The organism is Streptomyces sp. NPDC018045 (assembly GCF_044327445.1).
GTDB lineage: Bacteria > Actinomycetota > Actinomycetes > Streptomycetales > Streptomycetaceae > Streptomyces.
In genome coordinates this window covers 1,760-20,231 of sequence record NZ_JBIRFL010000010.1, presented here as the reverse complement: position 1 = coordinate 20,231, position 18,472 = coordinate 1,760, and the positions used below count along the sequence as shown (strand labels likewise).

Annotated in this window: 1 protein-coding gene (only partly in view); it reads left to right on the top strand. The window is 75.9% G+C overall.

Annotated elements, in window-relative coordinates:
• A protein-coding gene (locus tag ACH4EB_RS22815; RefSeq protein ID WP_398349394.1) for a type I polyketide synthase crosses the window boundary here: on the top strand, positions 1 to 18,472 show its 3' portion. 10,049 nt of this gene lie to the left of the window's left edge; only the last 18,472 of its 28,521 coding nucleotides appear in the window; the start codon falls outside the window, past its left edge; it ends in the stop codon at positions 18,470 to 18,472.

The following is an 18,472-nucleotide window of genomic DNA, read 5'->3' as shown; positions in this document are numbered from 1 at the left end:
CGAAGGCGTCGACGCGATCACCGACTTCCCCGTCAACCGTGGCTGGGACACCGGCCTGCACCACCCCGACCCGGACCACCCCGGCACCACGTACTCCAGCCAGGGCGGCTTCCTGCACGACGCGGGCGAGTTCGACGCCGCCTTCTTCGGCATCTCGCCGCGCGAGGCGCTGTCCATGGACCCCCAGCAGCGGCTGCTGCTGGAGACCACCTGGGAGGCGTTCGAGCACGCCGGCATCGACCCCACCACCGTCCACGGCAGCGCGACCGGTACGTTCATCGGCTCCACCTACCAGGAGTACGGACTCGGCGTCGAGGACGGCTCCGCCGGCCACCTGGTGACCGGCACCAGCCCCAGCGTGCTCTCCGGGCGCCTGGCCTACCTCTTCGGCCTCGAAGGCCCGGCGGTCACCGTCGACACCGCCTGCTCCTCCTCCCTGGTCGCCCTGCACCTCGCCTGCCAGTCGCTGCGCAACGGCGAAAGCTCCCTGGCGCTGGCCGGCGGCGCGACCGTGATGACCAACCCCAACCCCTTCGTCGCCTTCAGCCGGCAGCGGGCCCTGGCCGGTGACGGCCGCTGCAAGGCGTTCGCCGACGGCGCCGACGGCATGACCCTCGCCGAAGGCGTCGGCGTCCTCGTCCTGGAGCGGCTCTCCGACGCCCGGCGCAACGGGCACGACATCCTCGCCGTCGTCCGCGGCTCGGCCATCAACCAGGACGGTGCCTCCAACGGCCTGTCCGCCCCCAACGGCCCCGCCCAGCAGCGCGTCATCCGCCAGGCACTGGCCAACTCCGGGCTGGCCCCGGCGGACATCGACGCCGTCGAGGCCCACGGCACCGGCACCGCCCTCGGCGACCCCATCGAGGCGCAGGCCCTGCTCGCCACGTACGGCCGGGACCGCGACCCGCAGCACCCGCTGCTGCTCGGCTCCGTGAAGACCAACATCGGCCACACCCAGTCGGCGGCCGGCGTCGCCGGCGTCATCAAGATGGTCATGGCCCTGCGCCAGGGGGAGCTGCCCCGCACCCTGCACGCGGACACCCCGTCCAGCCACATCGACTGGACACCCGGCACCCTCGCCCTGCTGAACGAGCCCGCCGACTGGACCGAGGGCGAGCGCCCGCGCCGCTGCGCGGTCTCCTCCTTCGGCATCAGCGGGACCAACGCCCACACCATCCTCGAAGAGGCCCCCCGCCCGCAGGAAACGGCCCCCGCCCGGCCGGTGCCCCCGGCCGGCGGCGCCGTCCCGTGGGTGCTGTCCGCGCGGACCCCGGGCGCGCTGCGCGCCCAGGCGGCCCACCTCGCCGCCCACCTCGACGGCGAGCAGCCGCCCGGCGCGTGGGACGTCGCCCACAGCCTGGTGGCCTCGCGCACGCTCTTCGATCACCGCGCCGTCGTCGTCGGCACCGACGACGAGACCCGGCGTACGGCCCTCGACGCGCTGGCCGCCGGCGGCTCCGCGCCCGGCGTCGTCCAGGGCACCGCCGACACCGACGGCAAGACCGTCTTCGTCTTCCCCGGCCAGGGCTCCCAGTGGGCCGGCATGGGGGCCCGGCTTCTCGACGAGTCCCCGGTCTTCGCCGAACGTCTGACGGAATGCGCCACCGCCCTCTCGGAGTTCGTCGACTGGTCCCTGCTCGACGTGCTGCGCCGGACCGAAGGCGCGCCGACCCTGGACCGCGTCGACGTCGTCCAGCCCGCCTCCTTCGCCGTCATGGTCTCCCTGGCCGCGCTGTGGGCCTCCCACGGCATCACCCCGGACGCCGTGGTCGGCCACTCGCAGGGCGAGATCGCCGCGGCCGCCGTCGCCGGGGCGCTCTCCCTGAAGGACGCGGCCCGGGTCGTCGCGCTGCGCAGCCAGGCCATCGCCCGCGGGCTGGCCGGGACCGGCGGCATGCTGTCGGTGCCGCTGCCCGCCGCCGACGTCGAACAGCGCCTCATTGGGGCCACCGGGTACGACGCCCTGTCGGTCGCCGCCGTCAACGGCCCCCGCTCCACCGTCGTCTCCGGCGCCACCGCGCCGCTGGACGCCCTCCAGGCCGAACTGGTCGCCGAGGGCGTCCGCGCCAAGCGCGTCGCCGTGGACTACGCCTCGCACTCCACGCAGGTCGAGCGGGTGCGGGACGAACTGCGCACCGTCCTCGCGCCGGTGCGCCCGCGCCCCGCGCAGGTGCCCTTCTTCTCCACCGTCACCGGCGACTGGCTGGACACCACCGGCATGGACGGTGAGTACTGGTACACCAACCTGCGGCAGACCGTCCGTTTCCGGCCCGCCATCGGCGAACTCCTCGCCCGGGGCCACCACTTCTTCATCGAGGTCAGCTCCCACCCCGTCCTCACCATGGGCATCCAGGAGACCGCCGAGGAAGCCGGCGCCGCGGCCGCGGTGCTCGGCACGCTCCGGCGCGACACGGGCGGCACCGACCGCTTCCTGACCTCACTCGCCGAAGCCTTCGTACGGGGCGCGGACGCCGACTGGGCCGGCCTCCTCACCGGCACCGGCGCCCGCCGCGTGCCGCTGCCCACGTACGCCTTCCAGCGCGAACACCTGTGGGCGATCCCCGACCGGTCCCGGGGCAAGGCCGCGGCGGACCCCGCCGACGCGGAGTTCTGGACGGCGGTCGAGGAGGAGGACGTCGACGCCCTCGCCTCCCGCCTGCGTCTGGACCACGCCGCCCTGGCGCCGGTCCTCCCGGCCCTCTCGCACTGGCGCAAGCACCGCCGCGACCTGTCCACCGTGGACTCCTGGCGCTACCGCGCCACCTGGAAGCCGCTGACCAGCCTGCCCACCGCGACCCTGACGGGCACCTGGCTCGTCGTCGCCCCCGAAGGGGCCGACACCGACACCGTCATCGGCGTCCTCGCCGCCCACGGAGCCGACCCGCGCACCCTCGTCCTGGACGACACCTGCGCCGACCGCACGGCCCTGGCCGCGCGCCTGACCGGCCTCGGCGACCTGCCGGACCTGACGGGCGTGGTGTCCCTGCTGGCCGAGGCCGAGGAGGAGAGCGCGACGCATCCGGCGCTCAGCCGCGGCCTCGCCCTGACCCTCTCGCTCGTCCAGGCCCTCGGCGACACCGGGACGGACGCACCCCTGTGGTGCCTGACCCGGGGCGCCGTCACCACGGGCCGCGCCGACCGGCTGACCCGCCCCGGCCAGGCCCGGATCCTCGGCCTCGGCTGGACCGCCGCCCTCGAACACCCGCAGCGCTGGGGCGGCCTGGTCGACCTGCCCGAGCAGCTCGACCAGCGGGCCGCCGAACGCCTGGCCGCCGTCCTGACCGGCCGTACCGGCGAGGACCAGCTCGCCCTGCGCGCCTCGGGCGTCCTCGCCCGCCGCGTCGTACGGGCCGCCCCCGCGGCCCCCGCCCCGGCCGGTCCCTGGACGCCGCGCGGCACCACCCTCGTCACCGGCGGCACCGGCACGCTCGCCCCGCACCTGGCCCGCTGGCTCGCCCGGCAGGGCGCCGAGCACGTCGTGCTCACCAGCCGCCGCGGCCCGCAAGCGCCCGGCATGGACGAACTCGTCCGGGAACTGGCCGAGTCGGGGTGCGCGGCCACGGTCGTCGCCTGCGACCTGACCGACCGCGAGGCGGTCGCCCGGATGCTCGCCGCGCTCGAAGCCGAAGGCCGCACCGTACGCACCGTCGTGCACACCGCCGTCACCATCGAGCTGGCGACGCTGGACGAGACGACCCACGACGCCTTCGCGAAGGTCCTGGACGCCAAGGTCACCGGCGCCCGGCACCTGGACGACCTGCTCGGCGACGACCTCGACGCCTTCGTCCTGTACTCCTCCACCGCCGGCCTGTGGGGCAGCGGCGCGCACGCCGCCTACGTCGCCGGCAACGCCTACCTGAACGCCCTGGCGGAGAACCGGCGCGCCCGCGGCGCCCGGGCCACCGCCGTCTCCTGGGGCATCTGGGCCGACGACCTCAAGCTCGGCCGCGTCGACCCCGGCCAGATCCGCCGCAGCGGGCTCGTCTTCATGGACCCGGACCTGGCCCTCACCGGCCTGCGCCAGGCCCTCGACGGGGACGAGACCGTGCTGGCCGTCGCGGACGTGGACTGGGAGCGCTACCACCCCGTCTTCACCGCCGCGCGGCCCACCCGGCTCTTCGAGGACGTGCCCGAGGTCCAGCGGCTCGCCGCGGACACCGCCCAGGCCGCCGACTCCGGCAGCGAGTTCGCCACCCGGCTCCGCGGGCTGGTCCCCGTCGAGCAGGACCGCCTCCTGCTGGACCTCGTCCGCACCGAGGCGGCCACCGCGCTCGGCCACGCCTCACCCGACGTGCTCTCCGAACGGCGCGCCTTCCGCGACGTCGGCTTCGACTCGCTGACCGCCGTCGACCTGCGCAACCGGATCGCCGCCGTGACCGGGCTCGCGCTGCCGAGCACCATGGTCTTCGACTACCCCGACCCGCTCGCCCTCGTCGCCTTCCTGCGCGCGTCCCTCGCCGGGCCCGCCGCCGGCGCCACCGCCACGGCCACGGGCACCGCCACCGCCGCCGACGACGAGCCCATCGCCATCATCGGCATGAGCTGCCGCTACCCCGGCGGCGTCGGCTCACCGGAGGACCTGTGGCGCCTGGTCACCGAGGGCGGGGACGCCACCGGCGAGTTCCCCGCCGACCGCGGCTGGGACGCCGAGGGCCTCTACGACCCCGACCCCGACCGGACCGGCCACACCTACTCGACCCGGGGCGGCTTCCTCCACGACGCCGCCGACTTCGACGCCTCCTTCTTCGGCATCTCGCCCCGCGAGGCCCTGGCCATGGACCCCCAGCAGCGGCTGCTGCTGGAGACCTCCTGGGAGGCGATGGAGCGCGCCGGGATCGACCCCGCCACCCTGCGCGGCAGCAGCACCGGCACCTTCATCGGCGCCAGTTATCAGGACTACGGCGCCTTCGGAGCGGGCCCGGAAGGTGCCGAGGGACACCTGATCACCGGCACCATCTCCAGCGTCCTGTCCGGCCGGCTCTCCTACACCTACGGCTTCGAGGGCCCGGCCGTCTCCCTCGACACCGCCTGCTCCTCCTCCCTGGTCGCCCTGCACCTGGCCTGCCAGTCGCTGCGCAACGGCGAAAGCTCGCTGGCCCTCGCGGGCGGCGTCAGCATCATGTCCACGCCCGGCGCGTTCGTCGGCTTCAGCCGGCAGCGCGCGATGGCCCCCGACGGCCGCTGCAAGGCGTACTCCGACCAGGCCGACGGGATGAGCCTGGCCGAAGGCGTCGGCCTGGTCCTCGTCGAGCGGCTCTCCGACGCCCGCCGCAACGGCCACCAGATCCTGGCCGTCATCCGGGGCTCCGCCGTCAACCAGGACGGCGCCTCCAACGGACTGACCGCGCCCAACGGCCCGTCCCAGCAGCGCGTCATCCGCCAGGCCCTGGCCAACGCCACGGTGGACCCCGACGGCGTCGACGTCATCGACGGCCACGGCACCGGCACCGCCCTCGGCGACCCCATCGAGGCGCAGGCCCTGCTCGCCACGTACGGCCGGGACCGCGACCCGCGGCACCCGCTGCTCCTGGGCTCCGTCAAGTCCAACATCGGGCACACCCAGATGGCGTCCGGCGTGGCCAGCGTCATCAAGATGGTCATGGCCCTGCGCCACGCCGCCGTACCGCGGAGCCTGCACATCGACCGGCCCTCCTCGCACGTCGACTGGAGCTCCGGCGCCATCCGCCTGCTCACCGAGCCCCTCGACTGGCCGAGCACCGGCCGCCCGCGCCGCGCGGGCGTCTCCTCCTTCGGGCTCAGCGGCACCAACGTCCACACCATCCTCGAACAGGCACCGGAGGAGGAACCCGAGGACGGCACCGGCACCGGCACCGGCGTCGCACCGGCCCGCCCGGCCGACCCCGCCCCCGTCCCCCTGGTCCTGTCCGGACGCACCGAGGAGGCCCTGCGCGCCCAGGCCGGGCGGCTGCTGACCCACCTCGCCGACCACCCCGGACTGCCGCTCACCGACCTCGCGTTCTCCCTCGCCACCTCCCGCGCCGCCCTGGAGCACCGCGCGGCCGTCGTCACCGACGACCCCGGCACCCTCGCCCGCGCCCTGACCGCGCTGCGCGACGCGGACCCCGACGGCGCGCTCCTCACCGGCCGCCCGGACCACGGCCGGCTGGCCTTCCTCTTCACCGGCCAGGGCAGCCAGCGCCCGGAGATGGGACGCGAACTCTACGACCGCCACCCCGTCTACGCCGAGGCCCTGGACGCCGTACTGGCCCGCTTCGACCTCGAACTCGACCGCCCGCTGCGGGAGATCCTGTTCGCCGGGCCGGGCACCCCCGAGGCCGCGCTGCTGGACGACACCGGCTACACCCAGCCCGCCCTCTTCGCCCTCGAAGTGGCCCTGTTCCGCCTCGTCGAGTCCTGGGGCCTGCGGCCCGACTACGTCGCGGGCCACTCCATCGGCGAGTTCGCCGCCGCGCACGCCGCCGGGGTCCTCTCCCTGGAGGACGCCTGCACCCTCGTCGCGGCCCGCGGCCGCCTGATGGCGGCCCTGCCTCCGGGCGGCGCCATGGCCTCCGTGGAGGCCACCGAGGACGAGGTGGCCGCCGTGCTCACCGCGTACGCGGGACGGGCCGCGGTCGCCGCCGTCAACACCCCGGCGTCCCTGACCGTCTCGGGCGACGAGGACGCGGTCCTCGCCGTGGCGGACCACTTCCGGGAACTCGGCCGGCGCACCAAGCGGCTGCGCGTCAGCCACGCCTTCCACTCGCCGCACATGGACCCGATGCTGGCGGACTTCGCCCGCGCCGTCGGCTCCGTCACCTGCCACGCGCCCACCGTGCCGCTGGTGTCCACCGTCACCGGCGCGCTCCTGACCCACGAGGAACTGGCCGCGCCGCAGTACTGGACCGGACAGGTCCGCGGCACCGTCCGCTTCGCCGACGCCGTACGGCACCTCACCGAGCACGGGGTGACGACCTTCTTCGAACTCGGCCCGGACGCCGTGCTCAGCGGCGCGGTACGCGAGGGCGCCGGCGAGCAGGACCGGGCCACCGCCGTCCCGGCCCTGCGCCGCGACCGGCCCGAGGCCCCGGCACTGACCACCGCGCTGGCCCGGCTCCACCTCCACGGCGTACGCGTCGACTGGAGCGCCGTGTTCGCGGGCAGCGGCGCCCGCCGGACCGACCTGCCCACCTACCCCTTCCAGCGCGAGCGCTACTGGCCCGAGGCGGACGCCGGCGCCACCGCGCCCGCACTCCCCGCCGACGCGGCGGACGCGGAGTTCTGGTCGGCGGTGGAGCGCGCGGACCTGGAGTCGCTGGGCTCCTCGCTGGACCTGGACGACGACACCCTGACCGCCGTGGTGCCCGCCCTCTCCTCCTGGCGGCGCACGAGCCGGGAGCGCTCCACCGTCGACGGCTGGCGCTACCGGGCCACCTGGAAGCCCCTGACCGGCCCGGCCGCCGCCGGACGCCCGTCCGGGACCTGGCTGGTGCTCGCACCGGCCGACGGCGAGGCGGCCTGGCTCGACCCGGTCGTGGCCGTGCTGGGCACCGGCGCCGTACGCGTCGACGTCTCCGGCCCTCAGCGCCGGGAGCTGGCCGAGCGGCTGAGCGCGGCGGCCGCCGAGCACGGTGCGTTCGCGGGCGTCCTGTCCCTGCTGGCGACGGCCGGCGACGGCACCGACGGCGCCGACAGCGCCGACAACACCGGCGATGCCACGGCCACGGGGCTGTTGCTCACCGCAACCGCCGTCCAGGCCCTGGGCGACGCGGGCATCGAGGCCCCCCTGTGGTGCGTGACCCGCACCGCCGTGGCCGTGGACCGTACCGAGCACCCGGCCCGGCCCGCCCAGGCCGCCGTCTGGGGCCTGGGCCGAGTCGCCGCGCTGGAGCACCCGCAGCGCTGGGGCGGTCTCGTCGACCTCCCCGACGCACTCGACGGCACCACCCTGCGCCGTCTGGCCACCGTCCTCACCGACAGCGGCGGCGAGGACCAGATCGCCGTACGCGCCACCGCGACCTTCGCGCGCCGGCTGGCGCACCACCGCGCCGCACCGGACTCCGGGGCGGAGCCGTTCCGCCCCACCGGCACCGTGCTCGTCACCGGTGGCACCGGCGCCCTCGGCGGCCACGTCGCCCGCTGGCTCGCCGCGGCGGGCGCCCAGCACCTGCTGCTGGTCAGCCGCCGCGGAGCCGACGCGCCCGGCGCCGCCGAACTCGCCGCACGGATCGAGGAAGCGGGCGCCCGGGTCACCGTCGCCGCGTGCGACACGGCCGACCGCGACGCGCTCGCCGCCGTACTGGCCGCGATCCCCGACGAGCACCCGCTCACCGCGGTGTTCCACACCGCCGGCACCGTCGACGACGGCACCCTGGACACGCTCACCCCCGAGCAGTTCGCCGCCGTACTGCGCGCCAAGGTCACCGCCACCCGCGCCCTGCACGAGACGACCCGCGACCGGGACCTGACCGCCTTCGTGCTCTTCTCCTCCGTCGCCGGCACCCTCGGCGCCCCCGGCCAGGGCAACTACGCCGCCGCCAACGCCTTCCTCGACGCCTTCGCCGAACACCGCCGCGCCCACGGGCTGCCCGCGACCTCGATCGCCTGGGGCCCCTGGGCCGAGACCGGCATGGCGGCCGACGGCACCGGCGTCCAGGAACGTGTGCGCCGCGGCGGCTACACCCCCATGGCACCGCGGCTCGCCCTCACCGCACTGCGGCGGGCGATCGAGCACGGCACCCCTGCGCTGACGCTCGCGGACATCGACTGGCAGCGCTATGCGCAGGTGTTCACCGCCATGCGCCCCAGCCCCCTCGTCGGCGACCTGCCCGAACTGCGCCGGGCCACCCCGGCCGCCGGGGCACCGGAAACCGCCCTGCGGGAACCGGCCCTGCGGCAGCGGCTCGCCGGCCTCTCCCCGGCCGCGCGCCCGCGCTTCGTCCTGGACCTGGTCCGCACCCAGGTGGCCGCGGTCCTCGGGCACACCGGCACCTCGGGCATCGGCGCCGACCGCGCCTTCAGCGACCTCGGCTTCGACTCGCTGACCACCGTCGAACTGCGCAACACCCTCACGGCCGCCACCGGCCTGAAACTGCCCGCGACCCTCGTCTACGACCACCCGACCCCGACCGCCCTCGCCGACTTCCTGCTCGCCGAACTCCAGGGCGACCTGCCCGAACCCGACCGGCTCGCCCCCGCCCCGGGCGGCCGGGCCGCCGATGACGACCCGATCGCCGTCGTCGGCATCAACTGCCGCTTCCCCGGCGGCATCCGCTCGCCCGAGGACCTCTGGACGCTGCTCAGCCAGGGCGAGGACGCCATCTCCGGCTTCCCCGCCGACCGCGGCTGGGACCTGGACGCCCTCGCCCAGGGCGCCTCCGCGACCCTCGAAGGCGGCTTCCTCGACGGTGTCGGCCTCTTCGACGCCGCCTTCTTCGGCATCTCGCCCCGCGAGGCCCTGGCCATGGACCCCCAGCAGCGCCTGCTGCTGGAGACCACCTGGGAGGTCTTCGAGCGCGCCGGCATCGACCCGGCCACCCTGCGCGGCAGCCGCACCGGCGTCTTCGTCGGCACCAACGGCCAGGACTACGCCACGCTCCTGCGCCGGAGCACCGGCACCGCCGACATCCGCGGCCACGTCGCCACCGGCAACACCGCCAGCGTCATGTCCGGCCGCCTCTCCTACGCCTTCGGCCTGGAGGGCCCGGCCGTCACCGTCGACACCGCCTGCTCCTCCGCGCTGGTCGCCCTGCACATGGCAGCGAACGCCCTGCGCAGCGGCGAGTGCACCCTCGCCCTGGCCGGCGGTGTCTCGGTCATGTCCAGCCCGGACTCCTTCACCGAGTTCACGGTCCAGGGCGGGCTGGCCCCCGACGGCCGCTGCAAGCCCTTCGCCGACGCGGCCGACGGCACGAGCTGGTCCGAGGGAGTGGGCGTCCTCGTCCTGGAACGGCTCTCCGACGCCCGCCGCAACGGCCACGACGTATGGGGCATCGTGCGCGGCACCGCCGTCAACCAGGACGGCGCCTCCAACGGGCTGACCGCGCCCAGCGGCCGGGCCCAGCAGCGCGCCATCCGCCAGGCCCTCGCCGACGCCGACCTCACCCCCGCCGACGTCGACGTCGTCGAGGCCCACGGCACCGGCACCACCCTCGGCGACCCCATCGAGGCGCACGCCCTGATCGCCGCCTACGGGCCGGACCGGGAGCGCCCGCTGCTGCTCGGCGCCGTCAAGTCCAACCTGGGCCACACCCAGGCCGCCGCCGGTGTCGCCGGCACCATCAAGGTGCTCCTGGCGATGCGCCACGGCGTCCTGCCCAAGACCCTGCACGTCAACGCCCCGTCCTCGCACGTCGACTGGACGGACGGCACGGTCTCGCTCGTCACCGAACAGCAGGACTGGCCCGAGACCGGGCACGCCCGGCGGGCCGGTGTCTCCGCCTTCGGCGTCAGCGGCACCAACGCGCACGTCATCATCGAGCAGGCGCCGGACACCGAAAAGACGCCGGACCCCGAGCAGGCCGTGCCGGACGGGCCCGCCGCCGTGCCGGGCCTGGTGCCGTGGCCGGTGTCGGCCCGCTCGGAGGCCGCGCTCGCCGTACAGGTCGAGCGGTTCTCCGCCCTGACCGGCCCGTCGCCCGCCGACGTGGGCCACTCCCTCGCCACCGGCCGGTCCGCGCTCGGCCACCGCGCCGTACTGGCACACGACGGAGAGCGGGTACGGGAACTCGCGCGCGGCGTCACCCAGGAGGTCACCGGCAAGCTCGCGGTGCTGTTCTCGGGCCAGGGTGCCCAACGGGCCGGCATGGGCCAGGAGCTGTACGCCCGGTTCCCGGTGTTCGCGGACGCCCTCGACGCCGTACTGGCGCACTTCGACGCCGAGCCGGAGCGCCCGCTGCGGGACGTGATCTTTGGCGCGGCACCCGGCCTGGACGAGACCGGGTTCACCCAGCCCGCGCTGTTCGCCGTGGAGGTGGCGCTGTTCCGGCTGGCCGAGTCCTGGGGCGTACGGCCGGACTTCGTGGCCGGCCACTCGATCGGCGAGATCGCGGCGGCCCATGTGGCCGGGGTGTTCTCGCTGGCGGACGCCTGCCGCCTGGTGGCCGCGCGGGCACGGCTGATGAACGCCCTCCCGGCCGGCGGTGCGATGGTCGCCGTCCAGGCCACGGCGGACGAGGCCGCCGCACGGCTGGTGGACGGTGTCTCGGTCGCGGCCGTCAACGGCCCGGAGGCGGTCGTGATCGCCGGCGCCGAAGACCGGGTCCACCGCCTGGCCGAGGAGTTCGCCGGACAGGGCCGCAAGACCCGGCGCCTGCCGGTGAGCCACGCCTTCCACTCGCCGCTGATGGACCCGATGCTGGAGGACTTCCGGCGCGTCGCCGAAGGACTGTCGTACGAGGCCCCGCGCATCCCGCTCGTCTCGAACGTGACCGGTGGGATCGCCACGGCGGAGCTGGTGTGCTCGGCCGCCTACTGGGTCCGGCACGTGCGCGAGACCGTCCGCTTCGCCGACGGAGTAGCCGCTCTCGCCGCCGAAGGCGCCGGAATGTTCCTGGAGCTGGGCCCCGACGGCGTACTGACCGCGATGGCCCAGCACACCCTGGACGACACGGCGATCGCCGTCCCCGCCCTCCGCAAGGACCGGCCCGAGGAGACGGCCCTGCTCACCGCCCTGGCGCAGCTCTACGTGGCCGGGGCCGGGGTCGACTGGGGCGCCTGGTTCGCCGGTACCGGGGCCCGGCGCGTGGACCTGCCCACCTACCCGTTCCAGTGGGAGCGGTTCTGGCCGGAGACCGCGCCCGCCGGGCACACCCCGGCCACGCAACAGGAGCCGGTGGACGCCGAGTTCTGGGAGGCGGTGGAACGCGAGGACCTGTCGTCGCTCTCCGCCGACCTCGACCTCGACGACGCCGCGCTGAGCGCCCTCGTACCCGCCCTGTCCGCCTGGCGCCGCAAGCGCGTCGAGCGCTCGACCGTCGACGGCTGGCGCTACGAGGTGACGTGGAAGCCGCTCACCGGCACCCCGGCGAGCACGCTTCCCGGGCCGTGGCTGGCACTCGTCCCGGCGGACGCCGCCGACGACGAGTGGGCCGCCGCCGTGGTCGCGGCCCTCGGCGCCGACACCGTCCGCGTCGAGACCGACCCGGCCGACGGTTCCGTACCGGCCGAGCGGTTGGCCGAACTCGCCGCACAAGGCGCCGAGTTCGCCGGAGTCGTCGCCCTGCTCACGGCCCGGACCGCCGAAGAGGCCGCTCCCGTGGCCGCGTTCCGGCCGGACGAGACCGTGCAGGCACTGGCCGGAGCCGGCATCGACGCCCGCCTCTGGTACGTCACCCGGGGCGCGGTGGCCGTGGGCCGCTCGGAGACGGACGTGAACGTCGCCCAGGCCGCGGTGTGGGGGCTGGGCCGGGTCGCGGCCGTGGAACACCCGGACCGCTGGGGCGGCCTCGTCGACATCGCCCAGGTACTCGACCGGCGTTCGGCGGACCGGTTCCGTGCCGTACTGTCCGGCGCGGGCGGCGAGGACCAGGTGGCGCTGCGGCCCTCGGGCGTCTTCGGGCGCCGGCTGACGCGCGCCGCGGCCGGCACCCCGTCGGCCCCGTGGCAGCCGTCCGGCACGGTCCTGGTCGTCGGCGACGCGGCCGGCGCCGGCGGGCACACCGCCCGCTGGCTCGCCGGACAGGGCGCCCGGCACATCCTGCTGGCCGGGCCCGCCGCGCCCGAAGGGGACCGGCTGCGTGCCGACCTCGACGCCCTGGGCACCGAGCTGACACAGCTCGCCGGCGCCCCGGCCGACAGCGAGGCACTGCTGACCGCCCTCGCCGCGCTCCCGCGGACGGCGCCGCTGACCGCCGTGATCCACACCGCCGCGGACGTACCCTCCGGCGACGGCGAGCCGGGCACCGCCCTGGCCGCGCTCTGCGCGGAGGTGGAGACCCTGGCCGCCGTGGCCGACGCGGCAGCCGGAGAACGCCCCTTGGACGCGTTCGTCCTCTACTCCACGATCGCCGCCACCTGGGGTGCCGGCGGCCGGGGAACGGAGGCGGCGGCCGGCGCCCTGCTGGACGCCCTGGCCCGGCGCCACCGCGCACGCGGACTGCCTGCCCTGGCCGTCGCCTGGGGCGGCTGGGCGGACACCACCGACGACAGCCTGGCCGCGCACCTGCGCGCCAATGGACTGCCCGCGATGGACACCGGACGAGCCCTGACCGCACTCGCCCGCTGCGTCGGCGCCGACGCGGCCTCCGTGACGGTCGCCGACGTACGGTGGGACCGGTTCGCGCCGGCCGTCACCCGCGGCCGCGGCGGCGCCCTGTTCACCGAACTGCCCGAAGCCCGCGCCGCCCTGGCGGAACCGGCCGGCGCCGAGCGGGACACCGCGACCGGGCTGAAGGCCCGGCTCGCCGGCCGGCCGGCCGCGGAGCGGACCGAGGCGCTGCTGGCCCTGGTCCGCGCCGAGGTGGCCACGGTGCTCGGCTTCGCCGACGCCGACGCCGTCCCGTCCGGCCCGGCCTTCAAGGACCTCGGCTTCGACTCGCTGACCGCCGTCGACCTGCGCAACCAGCTCGCCACCGCCACGGGTCTCGCACTGCCCGCCACCCTCGTCTTCGACCACCCGACGGCGGAGGCGCTCGCCGGCCACCTGCGGGCCGAACTCTTCGGCGAGGACGGCGACGCACCGTCCGCCGCCCCGGCGGTACGGGCGGGCGCGGCCGTGTCCGACGACCCGGTCGTCATCGTCGGCATGAGCTGCCGCTACCCGGGCGGGGTCCGCTCGCCCGAGGACCTGTGGGAGCTGATCATGGGCGAAACGGACGCCGTCGGAGGCTTCCCCACGGACCGCGGATGGGACCTGGACCGCCTCCTGCACGGCGACCGGGACGGCCACGGCCGGACCGTCACGGGCGAAGGCGGCTTCCTCTACGACGTGGCCGACTTCGACCCCGGGTTCTTCGGGATCTCGCCGCGCGAGGCGATGGTGATGGACCCGCAGCAGCGCATCCTCCTGGAAGCCACCTGGGAGGCCCTGGAGCGCACCGGCGTCGACCCGGCCGGGCTGCGCGGCGGTGACACCGGCGTGTTCATCGGCGGCGGCTCGGGCGACTACCGGCCCGAGGCGGGCCAGCTCGGCCACGCCCAGACCGCGCAGTCGGCGAGCCTGCTCTCCGGCCGGGTGGCCTACCACTTCGGCCTGGAAGGCCCCTCCGTCAGCGTCGACACGGCATGCTCGTCGTCCCTGGTGGCACTCCACCTGGCCGCCCAGGCCCTGCGCGGCGGCGAGTGCTCCCTCGCGGTGACCGGCGGTGTGACGGTGATGTCCAGCCCGGTGAACTTCGTCGAGTTCGGCGAGATGGGAGCCCTCGCGCCGGACGGCCGCTGCCGGCCCTTCGCGTCCGCCGCGGCGGGCACCGGCTGGTCCGAGGGCGTGGGCGTCCTCGTCCTGGAACGGCTCTCGGACGCCCGCCGCAACGGACACGAGATCCTCGCGGTCCTGCGCGGCTCCGCCGTCAACCAGGACGGCGCCAGCAACGGCATCACCGCGCCCAACGGCCCCTCGCAGCGCCGCGTCGTCCAGCGGGCGTTGGCCAACGCGGGGCTGGCACCGGCCGACGTGGACGCCGTGGAGGCGCACGGCACCGGCACCACCTTGGGTGACCCCATCGAGGCCCAGGCGCTGCTGGCCACCTACGGACAGGGCCGCGAGCCCGGGCGCCCGCTGCTGCTGGGCTCCGTCAAGTCCAACATCGGCCACACCCAGGCGGCCGCGGGCGTGGCCGGCGTCATCAAGATGGTGCTGGCGATGCGCCACGGCGTGCTGCCCAGGAGCCTGCACATCGACGAGCCGTCGGCCCACGTCGACTGGACCGCCGGAGCCGTCGAACTGCTGACGGACGCGGCCGACTGGCCCCGTACCGGCCGCCCGCGCCGGGCCGGCATCTCGGCCTTCGGCGCCAGCGGCACCAACTCCCACGTGATCATCGAGCAGCCCGCGGACACCGTGGCGGACACACCCGAGCGCCCCCAGGAGGCAGGAGGACCGCTGCCGGTGCCCGTGTCCGGCGCCGTGCCGGAAGCGCTGCGCGCCCAGGCCCGGCAACTGCACGCCTACGTGACCGCCCGGCCCGGCCTCACCGTCGCCGGACTCGCACTGTCCGCCGCCACCACCCGGCCGGCCTTCGCCCACCGGGCCGCCGTCCTCGCCGAAGACCGCGAAGAACTGCTCACGGGCCTGGCCGCGCTCGCCGACGGACGCGACACCCCCCAGGTCCTGCGGGGCCGGGCGGTGGAGCGCCGCGGCAAGCTCGCGGTGCTGTTCACCGGCCAGGGCTCCCAGCGCGTGGGCATGGGCCGGGAACTGTACGCGCGCTTCCCGGTGTTCGCCGAGGCCCTGGACGCGGTGGCGGCACGGATGGACGCGGAACTGGACCGCCCCCTGCGGGACGTCATGTTCGAGGACGCGGAGCGGCTGAACGAGACGGGCTACACCCAGCCCGCCCTGTTCGCCGTCGAGGTGGCGCTGTTCCGCCTGGTCGAGTCCTGGGGCATCCGCCCGGACTTCGCCGCCGGGCACTCCGTCGGCGAGCTGACGGCCGCGCACGTGGCCGGGGTCCTCTCCCTGGACGACGCGTGCCGGCTGGTGGCCGCCCGGGCCCGGCTGATGAACGCCCTGCCCGCGAGCGGCGCCATGGTCGCCGTACAGGCCACCGAGGAGGAGGCCCGGGCCCACCTGACCGGCGGCGTGTCCGTCGCGGCGGTCAACGGACCGCGGTCGGTCGTCCTGTCCGGCGACGAGACCGCCGTCCTCGACATCGCGGAGAAGTTCACCGCCGACGGGCGCAAGACTAGGCGTTTGCGGGTGAGCCATGCATTTCACTCACTGCACATGGACGCCATCCTTGAGGACTTCCGACGCGTCGCCCGCGGCGTCGCCTACGGCGCCCCGGCGATCCCGCTCGTGTCCAACGTGACCGGCGAGGCGGCGACCGAACAGCAGGTGTGCTCCCCGGACTACTGGGTGCGGCACGTTCGCGAGGCCGTCCGCTTCGGCGACGGCGTCCGCACCCTCGCCGAGCGCGGCGTGTCCGTCTTCCTGGAACTCGGCCCCGACGGCGCGCTGTGCGCCATGGCCCAGGAAACCCTCGACGCGGTGTCCTCGCCGGCACAGGCCGTACCGGTACTGCGCAAGGACCGTGGCGAACAGGAGTCCGCGGTCACCGCCCTCGCCCGGCTGTACGCCGACGGGGCCGCCCCGGACTGGACGGCCCTGCTCGCGGAGGCCGCGGCCGAACCCCGCCGCACCGACCTGCCGACCTACCCCTTCCAGCACCAGCGGTACTGGCCGGCCACCCAGCCGGCCGCCGAAACCACCGCGGCCGGCGGCGAGGACGACGGCTTCTGGTCGGCGGTGGGCGAGGCCGACTTCGCCTCGCTGGAGACGACACTGAACGTCGACGGCGACGCGCTGGCCAAGGTGCTCCCCGCGCTCGCGGACTGGCGCCGTCGGCGCGGCGAGGAGCACACCGTCGACGGCTGGCGACAGCAGATCACCTGGCAGCCCCTGATCCGCCAGCCCTCCCACGCTCCGGCGGGCACCTGGCTCGCCGTGCTCCCGGCCGGACACAGCGACGACCCCTGGGCCGCCGACGCCGTCGCGGCCCTGGGACCGGACACCGTACGGCTGGAAGCGCCCGGCCCCGACCGGGCGGCGCTGACCGCGCGACTGCGGGCACTGGCCGCCGACGGGCACGCGTTCACCGGAGTGGTGTCCCTGCTCGCCCTCGCCACCGCACCCGCACCCGGCGCGGACGCCCCCGAGGCACTGGCCCTGACCACCGCCCTGATCCAGGCGCTCGGCGACGCGGACCTCACCGCACCCCTGTGGTGCGTCACCCGCGGCGCCGTCGCCACCGCGCCCTCCGAGCCGGTACCCGGACCCGCCCAGGCCGCCGTCTGGGGCCTGGGACGCGTCGCCGCGCTGGAGCACCCGCGGCGCTGGGGCGGCCTGATCGACCTGCCCGCCACCCTCGACGAGCGGTCCACGGCCCACTTCGCCGCAACCCTCGCGGCCCCCGGCGGCGAGGACCAGATCGCGGTCCGGCCCGCCGCCGCCCTCGGCCGCCGGCTGGTGCCCGTACCGGGCGGACGCGGCACGGCGCAGTGGAACCCCACCGGCACCGTTCTGATCACCGGCGGCACCGGAGCCCTGGGCGCCCACGTGGCACGCCGGCTCGCCGCGGCGGGGGCCCGGCACCTGCTGCTCCTCAGCCGCCGGGGCCCGGACGCGCCCGGCACGGACGAGCTGCGCGCCGACCTCACCGCGCTCGGCGCGGACGTCACCCTCACCGCGTGCGACGCCGCCGACCGCGACGCGCTCGCGCAGGTGCTGGCCGGCATCCCCGAGGAAGCGCCCCTGACCGGCGTGATCCACACGGCGGGCGTCCTGGACGACGGCGTCCTGGACAGCCTCACCCCGGACCGCTACGAGGCCGTCTTCCGCGCCAAGGCCGCCTCGGCCCTGGTGCTGCACGACCTCACCCGGGACCTGGACCTGGAGGCGTTCGCCCTGTTCTCCTCGTCCTCCGGAGCGGTCGGCAACGCCGGCCAGGCCAACTACGCCGCCGCCAACGCCTTCCTGGACGCGCTCGCCGAACAGCGCCGGGCCCAGGGCCTGGCCGCGACCTCCCTCGCTTGGGGCGTGTGGGGCGGTGGTGGCATGGCCGCCGACGACCGGGCGGCCGACGTGGCCCGGCGCACCGGAATCCGCCCGCTGGACCCGGACCTCGCCGTCGTGGCGCTGCGCCGGGCCGTCATGGACGGGCGGCCCACCGAGGTCGTCGCCGACATCGAACGCGACCGTTTCGTCCGCTCCTTCACCGCCGTACGGCCCAGCCCGCTGCTCGGCGAGCCGGCCGGGGACACCGGACCCGAGGCGGCCGGGGACACCGGCGAGGGCACCACGGGCGACGCGCTGCGCGAGAAGCTGGCGGGCCTGCCGCCCGCCAAACGCCCCGGAGCCGTACGGGAGCTGGTCCGCGACCGGGCCGCGGCCGTACTGGGACACCCCACGGCCGACGCCGTGGCCGCCGACCGGGCCTTCCGCGACCTCGGCTTCGACTCCCTGAGCGCCGTCGAACTGCGCAACCGGCTCGGCGCCGCGACCGGACTGAACCTGAGCGCCACCCTCGTCTTCGACCACCCCAATCCCGCAGCCCTGGCGGACCACCTGCTGGGCCTGCTCGTCCCCGACGAGGGCCCGGGGGAGGGGGCCGCCGGCGACGGCGACCCGGACTCCTCCGGCATCAGGGCGCTGCTCGCCTCCGTCCCCGTGGCCCGGCTCCGCGAGATCGGCGTGCTCGAACCCCTGCTGAAGCTCGCCGCCGAGCAGACCGCGGGATCGGACGGCGACACCGCAGCGGCGCCGGCGGCGGACGCCTACGACGAGTCGATCGACGCCATGGACGTCGCCGACCTGGTACAGGCCGCACTCGACGGCAATTCCTCCCAAGAGCACTGA